We start from the raw sequence: 12,722 nt of genomic DNA, 5'->3' as shown, positions 1-12,722 counted from the left end.
CCCGGATGCGCGCGCGGTTCCAACCAATCTCCGGCAGAAAGATCGAGCTTTAGATGCACGCCTATCGTACCCATACCTGCGCCGCGCTGACCAAGGACAATGTCGGTGACACCGTTCGCCTGTCGGGCTGGGTGCATAACAAGCGCGATCATGGCGGCGTGCTGTTCGTCGATCTGCGCGACCATTACGGCATCACCCAGATCGTCGCCGACGAAGACAGCGAGGCGCTGCCGGTCCTCGACAAGCTCAAGCTGGAATCGGTCGTCACCATCGATGGCGTGGTCAAGGCGCGCGCCGATGCCGCGGTGAACCCGAACCTGCCGACCGGCGGGATCGAGGTCTTCGCCCGCGCGGTCACCGTGCAGAGCCGCGCGGACGATCTTCCGCTGATCGTCAACTCGGCCGAGGACTATCCGGAAGAGACGCGCCTCAAGTACCGCTTCATCGACCTGCGGCGCGAGCGCGTGCATGCCAACATCATGCTGCGCAACAAGGTCATCACCTCGCTGCGCCGCCGGATGACCGACCAGGGCTTCAGCGAGTTCCAGACGCCGATCCTCGGCGCTTCCAGCCCCGAAGGCGCGCGCGACTACCTCGTGCCCAGCCGCTTGCACCCGGGCCGCTTTTACGCGCTCCCGCAGGCGCCGCAGATGTTCAAGCAGCTACTGATGGTCGCCGGCTTCGACCGCTATTTCCAGATCGCGCCGTGTTTCCGCGATGAAGACCTGCGCGCCGATCGCAGCCCCGAGTTCTACCAGCTCGACTTCGAAATGAGCTTCGTCACGCAGGAAGACGTGTTCCAGGCGATCGAGCCGGTGCTGGCGGGCGTGTTCGAGGAATTCTCGGGCGGCAAGAGCGTGACTCCGGCGGGCCAATTCCCGCGCATCCCCTATGCCGAAGCGATGCTGAAATACGGCAGCGACAAGCCCGATCTGCGCAACCCGCTGATCATCTCGGACGTGACCGAACACTTCGAAACCTCCGGCTTCGGCCTGTTCGAAAAGATCGTCGGCGGTGGCGGCCGCGTGCGGGTGATCCCCGCGCCGAACACGCATGAGAAGAGCCGCAAGTTCTTCGACGAAATGAACGACTGGGCGCGCCGCGAAGGTTTTGCCGGGCTCGGCTATGTCACCCGCAAGGGCGGCGAGTTCGGCGGCCCGATCGCCAAGAACCACGGCACCGAAGGCATGGAAAAGCTTTATGCCGAGCTGGGGCTGGGCGAGAACGATGGCCTGTTCTTTGCCGCGGGCAAGGAAAAGGACGCCGCCAAGCTGGCCGGCGCCGCACGCACCCGCGTGGCCGAGGAACTCGGCCTGATCGAGGAAGGCTGCTTCAAGTTCTGCTGGATCGTCGATTTCCCGATGTTCGAATATGACGAAGAACAGAAGAAAATCGATTTCAGCCACAACCCCTTCTCGATGCCGCAGGGCGAGATGGAAGCGCTAGAAACCAAGGATCCGCTCGATATTCTCGCGTGGCAGTACGACATCGTCTGTAACGGCTACGAGCTGTCCTCGGGCGCGATCCGGAACCACCGCCCCGACATCATGTACAAGGCGTTCGAACTGGCCGGTTACAGCCAGGCCGATGTCGACGAGAACTTCAGCGGCATGATCGAGGCGTTCAAGCTCGGTGCCCCGCCGCACGGCGGTTCGGCCCCGGGGATCGACCGCATCGTGATGCTGCTCGCCGACGAGCCGAACATTCGCGAAGTGATTGCCTTCCCGCTCAACCAGAAGGCGCAGGACCTGATGATGGGTGCGCCCAATCTCGTCAGCCCGCGCCAGCTGCGCGACGTGCATGTCCGGACCGTGGAAGCGCCGAAGCCTGACAATAGCTGACCGATTTGTTCATGACAGCGTCACTGCGCTGACCTAGACCTTCCCCCGGAGAAACGGGGGATGGAATGCGGACATATTCACTGCTGGCGATGGCGGGATTGGCACTGGCCGGCCCGGATATCGCGCTGGCCGAGGTGCTGACTGTCGAAGGCGTCTACCCGGCGCGCACGGCCGGGGCGGTCGAGGTCGAGGAAATCACGGTCGAACGCTTCGGCGGCGATGTCGGCGAACAGCTCGCCATTGCGATCACCGACCGGCTGGAGGATGTCCGGCTGGATTCGCAGCCCTATTTCACGATCAAGTCGGCGACGGGCGGCGGCAACACCTACCATATCTACGGTGCGGCTGGCGCGGCGCCCGAGGAGCCCATCAGCGGTCCGGTAGGAGCCACGCTGCGGGGCACCGCAAGCGGCGAGGTTTCGGAAGTCCGCGACGGATCGGAGAAACGCACCCGCTGCGTGCGCCGCGACGACAAAAAGAACTGCATCGAGGAAACGGTCGATGTGTTCCGCTGTCGCAAGATGACCGTTCGCTTCTCTCCTTCGCTGCGACTCATCGCGCGTGAAGGCGGGACGCTCTACGCGGCGGACGACGACCTGGTGCAATCGCAGCGCTATTGCGCGAACGACAAGTCCGAGCCTTCGCCCGCGCGCATGATGGATTCGATGATGGACGAGTTTGCCCAGCGCGTACGCTATGACCTTGCTCCCGAATTCAGGCGCGAGGATGTGCGCATCATGGAAAGCCGCAAGGGCCTGGCGAACGCCGATTCCAGCGCGTTCAGGGAGACGGTCCGGCTGACCAAGTCCGATCAGGCGGTATCCTGCGTCCAGTTCGAAGCGATGCTGGCCTCCTATCCCGATCACGCGTCGCTCCTGTTCAATGCGGGACTATGCGCCGAACGCGATGGCCGGCTGGAAGAAGCGGCGGATCTGTACCAGCGCACGCGGATGACGGCCGACGGGCGGGCCTATGCGCAAGCCGGTATCGACCGCGTGGCGAGCCGGATGCGCGCCGAACGCCAGCTCGACCGCCGCTATCCGCCGGGATAAGCTGGGCGCGGTTGGCGTTTGGTAGGGAAATCGCTTTATTATGCTGCTGTCGCGAGCCCCTTGCGCTTGCCAGCGGCGTTCATTAGGGCGACAGGCAATTCACAAACCCCCAATCTGAGAGGGACACAAATGAGCGATACTGCCGACCGCGTGCAGAAAATTGTCGTCGAGCACCTCGGCGTCGAGGCCGACAAGGTCACCCAGGAAGCCAGCTTCATCGACGATCTCGGTGCGGACAGTCTCGACATCGTCGAGCTGGTCATGGCCTTCGAAGAGGAATTCGGCGTGGAAATCCCCGACGATGCGGCTGAGAAGATCACCACCGTCGGCGACGCGACCAAGTATATCGAAGAGCACAAGGGCTAAGCCTCGCGCTTTTCGAATCCCGCACTATATGCGGGACCGGACAGGCCCGACCCCATAGCGGGCCGGGCCTGTTGTCTTATCTGCGGAGAATTACATGCGTCGTGTGGTCGTAACCGGACTTGGCCTCGTCACCCCCCTGGGCGGTGACGTGGAGACTTCATGGAAGAACCTGATCGCGGGCAAGAGCGGAGCCGCGCAAATCACGCGCTTCGACACCGAGGGGCAGAAATGCACCATCGCCTGCGAGGTGAAGCCCAAGGACCACGAGTTCGGCTTCGACCCCGACAAGCGCGTCGACCACAAGGTCCAGCGGCAGGTCGATCCGTTCATCATCTATGGCATCGATGCCGCGGGCCAGGCGCTTGAAGACGCCGGCCTCGACGAGATGGACGACGAACTCAAGCTGCGCACCGGCGTCTCGATCGGTTCGGGCATCGGCGGGCTGCCGGGGATCGAGAAGGAAAGCATCGTGCTGCACGAGCGCGGCCCCGGCCGCGTGTCGCCGCACTTCGTCCACGGACGGCTGATCAATCTCATCTCGGGCCAGGTCTCGATCAAATACGGGCTGATGGGCCCCAACCACGCAGTGGTTACTGCGTGCTCGACCGGGGCGCATTCGATCGGCGATGCCGCGCGGATGATCGCGCTCGACGATGCCGACGTCATGCTGGCGGGCGGCGCCGAAGGCACCATCAACCCGCTCGGCGTGGCCGGTTTCGCACAGGCGCGCGCGCTCAACATGAGCATGAACGACCGCCCCACCGAAGCCAGCCGCCCCTATGACAAGGACCGCGACGGTTTCGTCATGGGCGAAGGCGCCGGCGTGGTGGTGCTCGAGGAATACGAGCACGCCAAGGCACGCGGCGCGAAGATCTATGCCGAAGTGGTCGGCTATGGCCTGTCGGGCGATGCCTATCACGTCACGGCACCGCATCCCGAAGGCAAGGGCGCCGAACTGGCCATGCGCATGGCGCTCAAGAAGGCGGGCCTGACCGCTGCGGATATCGATTACGTCAACGCGCATGGCACATCGACGATGGCCGACACGATCGAACTCGGCGCGGTCAAGCGCGTGCTGGGCGACGATTTGGGCGGTGCATCGATGAGCAGCACCAAATCGGCCATCGGGCACCTTCTGGGCGGCGCCGGGGCGGTTGAGGCGATCTTCTGCATCCTCGCGATCCGCGACCAGATCGTCCCGCCCACGCTCAATCTCGACAATCCCGACGAGGGCACCGAAGGTGTCGACCTGGTCCCCAAGCAGGCCAAGCAGCGCGAAGTGAAGGCGGTGCTCAACAACAGCTTCGGGTTCGGCGGCACCAATGCATCGCTGATCCTCAAACAGGTCGATTGACGTGAAAAAGGCCGGGTGCCTCCTCGCAGGCGTCCTCGCGCTGGTTCTCGCCATCGGCGCGATCTGGTTCCTGTCGGGTTGGTGGGGCACCGCCGAGATCGAGGAGGACACCAATTTCATCGTTCCGTCGGGGGCCAGCCTGACTTCGGTCGCCGACAAGCTCGGCGCCGAAGGGCTGATCGCCAATCCCGAGGGTTTCTTGCTGCGCGCCAAGCTGTTCGGCTCGTCGGACCCGATCATGGCGGGCGAATTCCTGCTCCCCGCCGGGGCGAGCAATGCGCAGATCCTCGACACTTTCCAGCATGGCGAGGTGATCCGGCGTTTCGTGACCATTCCCGAAGGCCTGGCCTCGGTACTGGTCCACGAACGGCTGATGGCCGAAGATCACCTAACCGGCGAAATTCCTATTCCGGTCGAAGGTTCGGTGCTGCCCGATACCTATGATTTCGAGCGCGGCGAGGCGCGCAGCGCGGTGCTCGCGCGGATGCAGGCGGCCATGCAGAACTATCTCGCCGAAGCCTGGCCCAAGCGCGCGCCGGACATCGCGGTCGACAATGTGAAGGACGCCGTGATCCTCGCCTCGATCGTCGAGAAGGAAACCGGGGTCGCGCGCGAGCGCAGGATGGTCGCCGGGCTCTATTCCAACCGCGTGAAGGACGGCATGCTGCTGCAGGCCGACCCGACGATCATCTACCCGCTGACCAAGGGCAAACCGCTGGGGCGGCGCATCCGCCAGTCCGAAATCGCCGCGATCAACGATTACAATACCTATACCATGGTCGGCCTGCCCAAGGGGCCGATCACCAATCCCGGGCGTGAAGCGATCGCGGCGGTGCTGAACCCGGCGGAAACGAGCGCGCGCTACATGGTTGCCGATGGCACCGGGGGGCATGCCTTTGCGGAGACGCTGGAAGAGCATAACCGCAATGTCGCCGAATGGTTCGAGATCCGCCGGCGCCGCGGGGAAATGTGAGCGCGGCAGACGCCGCCCCGCTGATCGTCACCGCGCAATTGCCGCGCGACCTGCACGCCCGGTACACGGCGCTGCGAACCGAGCATTTCCCGCCCGAGCGCAACTATCTCGACGCGCATGTCACGCTATTCCACGCGCTGCCGGCCATGTGCGAGGCGGAGGCCTGTACCTATCTCAAGCGCCTTGCGGGCGAGTTCGCGCCGGTTGCGGGGCAGGTCGAGGGGCTGATGTCGCTCGGCGGCGGCACTGCGATCAAGCTGTCCAGCCCCGACATGCTCGCGCTGCGCGACATGATCGCCGAGCATTTTCGTGGCATGTTGACGCAGCAGGACCAGCATCGCCCGCGCTTGCACATCACGATCCAGAACAAGGTCACCGCCAAGGAGGCCAAGGCGCTGCAGGCGGCGCTGGCGGGCACGATCGAACCCCGCCCCTTCGCCTTTCGCGGCCTTGCGCTTTTTCGCTATCGCGGCGGGCCGTGGGAAGCGGTAAAGGAATTTGCATTCAGGGGCCGGAGCGCGGCATAAGAGCCCAGCTTTACGAGGGGACGGGGGATGGCTGAAATCGCCACTATCTTGGCTTATGCTGCGGCGTTGCTGGCGGTCGCGGCGATGGCAGCGACCACGATCAGGCAGCTGCGCTACGCGATGTTCGTCGCCGGCCTTGCAGCGCTGGCGCATTTCGCGGTGACCGACCAGCTCGGCTGGGCAATCATCGCCGCGGTCTTTTTGATCATCAACGGGATGCAGATATCGGTGCTGCGCCGCCGTGCGCGGCGCGGCGCGATGCTGGAAGAGGAAACCAGCCTGTTCCAGCGCCTGCTCGGTATCGAAGACGCTGGCCGCCAGCAGCGCCTGCGCGATCTGATGGAATGGCGCGATGTCGAAGCGGGCGCGGTGCTCATGAACCAGCACCAGCCCGACCCGCCGCTGATCTATGTGGCGCGCGGCGCGGCGCGGGTGGAGTGCGACGGCAAGGTTGTGGGCACCTGCGGCCCGGAGGAGTTTCTCGGCGAGATGAGCCTGGTGTCGGGCCAGACCGCCTCGGCCACGGTGGTGGTGACCGAACGCACCCGTGTGGCGACTTTCGACCGCGATGCGCTGGCGCATTATGCGCGCGCGGTGCCCGAGGTCGATACCGCGCTGACGCATGCGCTCAACCGCGGCCTGGCGGCCAAGGTCCGGCGCATGAACGAGGCTGCCTCGCAAGCATCCGCAGAAAACGCGGGCGAGGCGCATTTGCGCGGTTGACCGCAATCGCGGACCGCCCTAAATGCGCCGCCTGCCGAGGGGGCTATCGCCCCGGCATGCCTCTATGGGGCGGAGTAGCTCAGGTGGTTAGAGCAGCGGAATCATAATCCGCGTGTCGGGGGTTCAAGTCCCTCCTCCGCTACCAATTCGACCGGCATAGCCATGTGCAGCAGGGACAGCTTTCGGCTGCTGCGCACGACCCATCTTAACAATACCGCCCCCCCTATCGACGCCTGTCGTGGGCCTGTCCGGCCCCTTGCGCCAAACCACCCTGCCTGACGCACGTTCGAGCGCGTGAACGCGTTTGTTGCGGGTGCGAACGGAACGGGGGGTGGTCGCTCCCGTTGTCTTGCTGAACCTTGCGGCGTGCAGCTGCGCCGATCCCGGGCGGATCGGCGAGCGCTCCCCCCACAGCGAGAAAGCGAACTATGACCCAGATACAGACCCGTAACCCCGCCACCGGCGAACCGCTCGAGACCTATGAGACCATGGGCGAGAGCGAGGTGTTCGCGAAGATCGAGGCGGCGCATGCCGCGTTTCTCGACTGGCGCACCAAATCGCATGACGAGCGCGCGCCCTATCTGCGCAAGATCGCCGAGGTCCTGCGCGCCAATGCCGACCGCTTTGCCGAACTGATGACGCGCGAAATGGGCAAGCTGATCAAGGACGGGAAGACCGAGGTCGAGATCTGCGCGCGGATCTTCGAATACACTGCGGACCATGGACCGAAGGAACTGGCCGACCAGGAACGCCAGCACAGCGGCGGTCGCAAGCGCGGGATCGTGACTTTCTCGCCCATCGGGGTGATCTACAGCGTGCAGCCGTGGAACTTCCCCGTTTACCAGCCGGTGCGCGTGCTCGCCGCGAATTTGATGGCGGGCAATGCGGTGATCCTCAAGCATGCATCGATCTGCACCGGCAGCGGGTTGCTGCTGCGCGATCTGTGCCTTGAAGCGGGCCTGCCCAAGGATTTGTTCGAGGTCATCCTCGTCGGGCACGATTTGTCGGACAAGGTCATCGAACACAAGCTGATCCGCGCGGTGACCATGACCGGCAGCGACGGCGCGGGCAGCCATATCGGCGAGCTTGCCTCGAAGAACCTCAAGAAGACCGTCCTCGAGCTGGGGTCCAACGACGCCTATCTGGTGCTCGAGGACGCCGACATCGACCTCGCGGTAGAAACCTGCGTACAGGGGCGGCTCTACAACAATGGCGAGACCTGCGTGTCCGCCAAGCGCTTCGTGGTGACCGAGGCAGTCTATGACGATTTCGTCGCCGCCTTCGTCGCGCGCATGCAGCGCGCCAAGATGGGCAATCCGACCGCCGAGGATACCGAGCTTGGCCCGGTGTCGAGCCAGGAACAGTTCGACACGCTGGTCGAGCAGGTGGGCAAGAGCGTGGAGCAGGGCGCGACGCTGCTGTGCGGCGGCGATCCGCAGGAAGGCGAGGGCTATTACTACCCCGCCACAGTGCTCGCCGACTGCAAGCCCGGCATGCCCGCCTATAACGACGAACTGTTCGGACCCGTCGCCTCGATCATCCGCGCGAAGGATGACGAGGACGCAATGCGGATCGCCAACGACAGCCGTTACGGGCTGGGCGGGGGCATCTTCACCAAGGATGAAGACAAGGCGATCCGTCTGGCGCGCGATCATTTCGATACCGGCATGGTGCGGATCAATTCCTTCGGAGCGGCGGACCCCAACATGCCCTTCGGCGGCGTCAAGGATTCGGGTTACGGCCGCGAACATGGCGGCTTCGGCATGAAGGAATTCGTCAACGCCAAGGCGATCTTCCTGCCTTCATAAACCCCGGTCGACAGCGACCCATCAACACCCAATTCGGAGAATATCCATGCAAGTCCTCGTCGCCGGTTCGACCGGCAATACCGGCCTCAGGCTCGTGCGCGAATTGCACCGCCGGGGCCTCGATACCGTCGCCATGGTGCGCGCCAGTTCGGATACCTCGGGCCTGCCCGATGGGGTGGAGCAGCGCGAGGCCGATCTGACCGATCTGGCCGATGATGTGACCGAGGGATGCGACGTGGTCGTGTTCGCCGCGGGCTCGGGTGGAGACACGCCGGCGGAGATGACCGACAAGGTCGACCGCGACGGTGCCAAGCGGCTCATCGACCTGTCGGTGGCCAATGGTGTGCACCGCTTCGTGATGCTCAGCAGCGTCGGCGCGGATAATCCGGACCCGGACAGCGAACTCGCGCACTACCTCCAAGCCAAGCACGAGGCCGACGAGCATCTTAAGGCGACCGATCTCGAATATGCGATCCTGCGCCCGGTATCGTTGACCGATGCGGACGGCACCGGCGAGGTCCGTCTGGGCGAGAATGTCGATCCCAAGGGCGAAGCTGCGCGCGGCGATGTCGCGAAGCTGCTGGCCGATGCGGTCGAGGCGCCCGAATGGGTCGGCAAGGTGCTGACTATGGAAAGCGTCGGCTGACTGGGATTGCGAGCGTGTCGGAGAGGGGCGGAATACAGCCTCCCCGACAGGCTCTACCGCTTCCCTCCAGGTGTGATCGAACACGCTAAAAGACCCCGCCGATCGCTCGACGGGGCCTTCGAAGGTATCACCAAAGAGAGGGGGGTCAGATTTCGGTGATGACCTCCGTTTCGGGTAGCCGCGACTTGGGCAGCGCGGCATTGAAATCGTCTTCGGCGCGGTAGCCGAGCGATACGACGACCAGCGCACGGAAACCCTTTTCGTGCAGGCCGAACTCCTCGTCGAGCAGGTCGAGATCGACGCCTTCCATCGGCGTGGCATCGATACCCAGCGCGGCGACGCCGAGCATGAACTGGCCGATATTGAGATAGGTCTGCGCCTGGCTCCAGGCGTCGAGATCACCCGCTTCCTTGTGCATGTTTACGAACATCGAGCGCGCGCCGTGCATCTGTTCGCGCAGCGCTGCGGGATCGGGGACGAAGCGGCCATCGGCATCCTCGACGTCGAGGATATGCTGGAGATAGTCTTCCTCGATCGAGGTGCGCGCCGCGAACACTACGACATGCGATGCGTCGATCACCTTGCTGCGGTTGAATCCGAAACCGCCCGCGGTCGATTTCGCCACGCGTTCCTTGCCTTCGGGCGTGCCCGCCAGGATGAAGTGCCAGGGCTGGGCATTGGTGCTCGACGGGCTGAAGCGGAGCAGGTCGCGCACGCCCTGCAGATCGGCTTCGGGGATACGGCGCGAGGCGTCGTAGGACTTGGTGGTATAACGGGCCTTGGCCGTTTCGACGATGGCGTCGCCGGTGCGGACGAGGGGGGCGAGAGCGGTCATATGCTTACCTCTTGGCTGTTGTGCACGCTGCGTGAAGCATGCGTGTCTTGTCAGTCGAGATAATTACATTTGCAAAGCAAGAAAACCGCCCGTGGCCGGCAAAGAGTTTTCCGGTTTTCGCTATAATCAAGCCACCAACTCATTGGCCTGATCGGTTGTTCTATAGTTGACGATACATAATCAGCGCATCAACCATGCCCCTGGCCGGATGGTCGAAGGCGTTCGGCAGCCGGCCGACTGCGGCGAAGCCCAGCGTTTCCCACAGGTGAACCGCACCGACATTGCTGGCGACCACGAAATTGAACTGCATCGCGCGGAACCCGCGCTCGCGTGCGCGGCGCAGCGAGTCCTCGCCCATCTGCCGCGCTATCCCGCGACCCGCCGCTGCGGTGGCCGTGATATAGCCGCAATTGCACACATGGGCCCCGCCGCCGCCGTGGTTGGGGCGCAGGTAATAAGTCCCCAGGACTGCGCCCGCGTCCTCGAAGACGAAGGCCTCGCTGTCGCCGCCCATCCAATAGGCCAGGGCATCCTGCCTGGAGATCGCGGGATCGACGGCATAGGTCTCGCCCGCACGAAACACCGGTTCGAGGATATGCCAGACCGCGTCGCGATCGTGGCTGGTGGCGGGGCGGATAGACATGCGGGGTTCGTGGTCTTCGTGGGAGGGTGGCGGGAAGGGAGCTGCGCGGTTTACTGCAGCCAGGGCGGATCGCGACCGATTTTCTCGACGAGGAAATCGATCAGCACGCGCACCTTGGCGGTCAGGACATTGGTCTTGGGATAGACCAGCCAGAGCGCGGTGTTGTCCTGCACATGCCACTCGGGAAGCACCCGGCACAGCGTACCGTCGCGCAGCGCCTGCTCGACGTTCCAGTCGGCATGGGGGGAGATGCCCAGCCCGGCAATCGCGGCGAAGCGCATGCTCGCACCATCGTCGATCACCACCCGGCAGTTTTCCTCGGGGCAGGCGAATTCGGCTTTCTCGCCGCGGCTCGAAATCAGCGTCCTTGTGCCCATGCTGCGAAAGGCGAGCAGGTCATGCTCCGCGAGATCGGCGGGGGAGGCGGGGGTTCCGCGCCGCGCGAGATAGTCCGGCGAAGCACACAGCACGCCGCGCACCTCGGCCAGCTTGCGCGCCTTCAGGCTGCTATCGTCGAGCGCGCTGTTGCGCAGCGCGAGATCGAAACTGCCTTCGAGCAGATCGAAGGGCGTATCCGAAAACCGCAGATCGAGGCGGAGGCCGGGATTGCGGGCGAGAAATTCGGGCAGCAGCGGCGCGACGTAGAGCTGTGCGAAAGTGCTCGAGGCGGCGAACCGGATCGTGCCCTCGGCTTGCGCTCGGCCATGCCCCAGCGCAGCCATGGCCGCATCGCGCTGCGCCAGGATTTCGCGCGCGAAGGGCAGGAATTCCTCACCTTCAATCGAGATTGAGACTTTGCGCGTGGAGCGGTGGAGAAGCTGGGCGCCGACTTCGTGTTCGAGCCTGGCGAGCCGGGCGCTGGCTACCGCAGGCGCCAGTCCGAGATCGCGGCCGGCAGCGCTGATATTCAGTTTCTCGGCGGCGCGTACGAACAGACGCAGGCTGTCAGTGTCCATCGATTATACCTGATCTACGAATACTGTTACCTCACATGGCGCATTTATATCGAGAAGGCACTCTATTATGTCGAAATGCTCGAACATCACCAGAGCCGTCTTGCTGGACCGGCTCAACAGGAGCAGTTCCGTGACCAAGCCGATCATCGCCGCCGCCATTGCCATCTCCATGCTGGCGTCGCTGCCTGCCGCGGCCGCGGATACGCCGCATTACGAGGTGGTCGAGTTTGATGCGGTCGAATGGGGCGCGCTCAACCCGGCGCGCGGCGATGCCAGCCCGCGGGCCGGCGATCTGTGGGGCGATCGGACCCGCGACGAGGCCTCCGGCTTCCTTGTCCGCTTCGACCAAGGGTTCTCCTCCCAGCCGCATATTCACAACGTCACCTATCGCGGCGTCGTGATCGGCGGGGCGATCCACAATGACGACCCGGAGGCTGCGCCGCTGTGGCTGTCGCCGTCATCCTTCTGGACACAGCCCGCGGGTGAGGATCATGTCACCGCCGCGAGGGGCGCGTTCAACATGGCCTATATCGAAATCGATTCCGGTCCGTATCTCGTCCGACCGTCCGCCGAAGCGTTCGACAATGGCGAGCGTCCCATCAATGTTGCGGCGTCCAATCTGGTGTGGCTCGATGGTGACGATGTGACCTTCCTTCCTGTCAGCGACGGATCCGGCGCGCAGACGGCGTTCCTGTGGGCTGATCGGGAAACCGGCGAACGCGGATCGCTTCTGCGCCTGCCTGCCGGTTCTTCATCGCGGATCGAGACAGGCGCCGGGACATTGCGGGCTGTCGTTACGTCCGCCGGGATTCGCTACACCAATCCGCAGACCACGGGTGAAGTGGCGCTGGGGGCAGGCAGCTATTTCGGATCGATGGGGAATGCCGTCCACACCATCAGCTGCGACGCCGAAGACGACTGCCTCCTCTACATTCGAACGAGCGCAGCCTTCACCGTCGCCGAATAACGGCTGGCGGATGGATTTCGGCCGGCGGCCC

At 64.2% G+C, this 12,722-nt stretch carries 13 protein-coding genes and 1 tRNA gene; 11 read left to right on the top strand and 3 right to left on the bottom strand.

Annotated elements, in window-relative coordinates; translation table 11 throughout:
• Nucleotides 1–53 precede the first annotated feature (53 nt).
• The 10 genes from aspS to V6B15_RS07665 all read left to right on the top strand — a co-directional run bounded on the left by aspS (nucleotide 54) and on the right by V6B15_RS07665 (nucleotide 9,290).
• Entirely contained in the window at nucleotides 54–1,841 is a 1,788-nt protein-coding gene (aspS, locus tag V6B15_RS07710; protein ID WP_334200686.1) for an aspartate--tRNA ligase, read from the top strand.
• A gap of 65 nt (nucleotides 1,842–1,906) precedes the next feature.
• Nucleotides 1,907–2,893 carry a hypothetical protein gene (locus V6B15_RS07705; protein ID WP_334200685.1) on the top strand — a complete coding sequence of 329 codons (987 nt, stop codon included), beginning with the start codon at nucleotides 1,907–1,909 and terminating at the stop codon, nucleotides 2,891–2,893.
• A gap of 129 nt (nucleotides 2,894–3,022) precedes the next feature.
• On the top strand, nucleotides 3,023–3,259 hold the full coding sequence (locus V6B15_RS07700) for an acyl carrier protein (RefSeq protein WP_006834437.1): 237 nt from the start codon (nucleotides 3,023–3,025) through the stop codon (nucleotides 3,257–3,259).
• Nucleotides 3,260–3,353: 94 nt separating this feature from the next.
• The gene (gene fabF / locus V6B15_RS07695) at nucleotides 3,354–4,613 is read left to right on the top strand and encodes a beta-ketoacyl-ACP synthase II (RefSeq protein WP_253516681.1); all 1,260 of its coding nucleotides are present in this window, start codon (nucleotides 3,354–3,356) and stop codon (nucleotides 4,611–4,613) included.
• Nucleotide 4,614: 1 nt separating this feature from the next.
• Nucleotides 4,615–5,586, top strand: a complete 972-nt coding sequence (mltG, locus tag V6B15_RS07690) for an endolytic transglycosylase MltG (RefSeq protein WP_334200684.1) — start codon at nucleotides 4,615–4,617, stop codon at nucleotides 5,584–5,586.
• Nucleotides 5,583–6,113, top strand: a complete 531-nt coding sequence (locus tag V6B15_RS07685; protein ID WP_334200683.1) for a 2'-5' RNA ligase family protein — start codon at nucleotides 5,583–5,585, stop codon at nucleotides 6,111–6,113. The genes mltG and V6B15_RS07685 overlap by 4 nt, the downstream gene beginning before the upstream one ends.
• A 27-nt stretch (nucleotides 6,114–6,140) precedes the next feature.
• The gene (locus tag V6B15_RS07680) at nucleotides 6,141–6,836 is read left to right on the top strand and encodes a Crp/Fnr family transcriptional regulator (RefSeq protein ID WP_334200682.1); all 696 of its coding nucleotides are present in this window, start codon (nucleotides 6,141–6,143) and stop codon (nucleotides 6,834–6,836) included.
• 68 nt (nucleotides 6,837–6,904) lie between these two features.
• A tRNA-Met gene (locus V6B15_RS07675) sits at nucleotides 6,905–6,981 on the top strand.
• A gap of 283 nt (nucleotides 6,982–7,264) precedes the next feature.
• Nucleotides 7,265–8,644 carry an NAD-dependent succinate-semialdehyde dehydrogenase gene (locus V6B15_RS07670; RefSeq protein ID WP_334200681.1) on the top strand — a complete coding sequence of 460 codons (1,380 nt, stop codon included), beginning with the start codon at nucleotides 7,265–7,267 and terminating at the stop codon, nucleotides 8,642–8,644.
• Nucleotides 8,645–8,690: 46 nt separating this feature from the next.
• Nucleotides 8,691–9,290, top strand: coding sequence for an SDR family oxidoreductase (locus tag V6B15_RS07665; RefSeq protein ID WP_334200680.1), 600 nt, complete (start codon nucleotides 8,691–8,693; stop codon nucleotides 9,288–9,290).
• Between the two features lie 145 nt (nucleotides 9,291–9,435).
• Here V6B15_RS07665 and nfsB read toward each other — a convergent pair whose 3' ends face one another.
• The 3 genes from nfsB to V6B15_RS07650 all read right to left on the bottom strand — a co-directional run bounded on the left by nfsB (nucleotide 9,436) and on the right by V6B15_RS07650 (nucleotide 11,724).
• Nucleotides 9,436–10,125, bottom strand: a complete 690-nt coding sequence (gene nfsB / locus V6B15_RS07660; protein WP_334200679.1) for an oxygen-insensitive NAD(P)H nitroreductase — start codon at nucleotides 10,123–10,125, stop codon at nucleotides 9,436–9,438.
• Between the two features lie 160 nt (nucleotides 10,126–10,285).
• Nucleotides 10,286–10,768 (bottom strand): GNAT family N-acetyltransferase, encoded by a 483-nt coding sequence (locus tag V6B15_RS07655; protein WP_334200678.1) that lies wholly within the window; start codon nucleotides 10,766–10,768, stop codon nucleotides 10,286–10,288.
• Between the two features lie 50 nt (nucleotides 10,769–10,818).
• Nucleotides 10,819–11,724 (bottom strand): LysR family transcriptional regulator, encoded by a 906-nt coding sequence (locus tag V6B15_RS07650; protein ID WP_334200677.1) that lies wholly within the window; start codon nucleotides 11,722–11,724, stop codon nucleotides 10,819–10,821.
• 100 nt (nucleotides 11,725–11,824) lie between these two features.
• On the opposite strand from V6B15_RS07650, the gene V6B15_RS07645 reads away from it, so the two are divergent.
• Nucleotides 11,825–12,691 (top strand): DUF4437 domain-containing protein, encoded by an 867-nt coding sequence (locus V6B15_RS07645; RefSeq protein ID WP_334200676.1) that lies wholly within the window; start codon nucleotides 11,825–11,827, stop codon nucleotides 12,689–12,691.
• Nucleotides 12,692–12,722: the final 31 nt, after the last annotated feature.

It is taken from the genome of Qipengyuania sp. Mu-71, assembly GCF_036867055.1.
GTDB classification, from domain to species: domain Bacteria; phylum Pseudomonadota; class Alphaproteobacteria; order Sphingomonadales; family Sphingomonadaceae; genus Qipengyuania; species Qipengyuania profunda.
The sequence above is the reverse complement of the archived record's forward strand: the minus strand, read 5'-3'. Positions and strand labels throughout refer to the sequence as shown.

Excerpts from the sequence above, each read along its gene's own strand:
- V6B15_RS07670 (WP_334200681.1), top strand. The coding sequence starts at position 7,265 with ATGACCCAGATACAGACCCGTAACCCCGCCACCGGCGAACCGCTCGAG.
- V6B15_RS07665 (WP_334200680.1), top strand. The coding sequence starts at position 8,691 with ATGCAAGTCCTCGTCGCCGGTTCGACCGGCAATACCGGCCTCAGGCTC.
- fabF (WP_253516681.1), top strand. The coding sequence starts at position 3,354 with ATGCGTCGTGTGGTCGTAACCGGACTTGGCCTCGTCACCCCCCTGGGC.
- aspS (WP_334200686.1), top strand. The coding sequence starts at position 54 with ATGCACGCCTATCGTACCCATACCTGCGCCGCGCTGACCAAGGACAAT.
- V6B15_RS07705 (WP_334200685.1), top strand. The coding sequence starts at position 1,907 with ATGCGGACATATTCACTGCTGGCGATGGCGGGATTGGCACTGGCCGGC.
- V6B15_RS07680 (WP_334200682.1), top strand. The coding sequence starts at position 6,141 with ATGGCTGAAATCGCCACTATCTTGGCTTATGCTGCGGCGTTGCTGGCG.
- V6B15_RS07700 (WP_006834437.1), top strand. The coding sequence starts at position 3,023 with ATGAGCGATACTGCCGACCGCGTGCAGAAAATTGTCGTCGAGCACCTC.
- nfsB (WP_334200679.1), bottom strand. The coding sequence starts at position 10,125 with ATGACCGCTCTCGCCCCCCTCGTCCGCACCGGCGACGCCATCGTCGAA.
- V6B15_RS07655 (WP_334200678.1), bottom strand. The coding sequence starts at position 10,768 with ATGTCTATCCGCCCCGCCACCAGCCACGATCGCGACGCGGTCTGGCAT.
- V6B15_RS07650 (WP_334200677.1), bottom strand. The coding sequence starts at position 11,724 with ATGGACACTGACAGCCTGCGTCTGTTCGTACGCGCCGCCGAGAAACTG.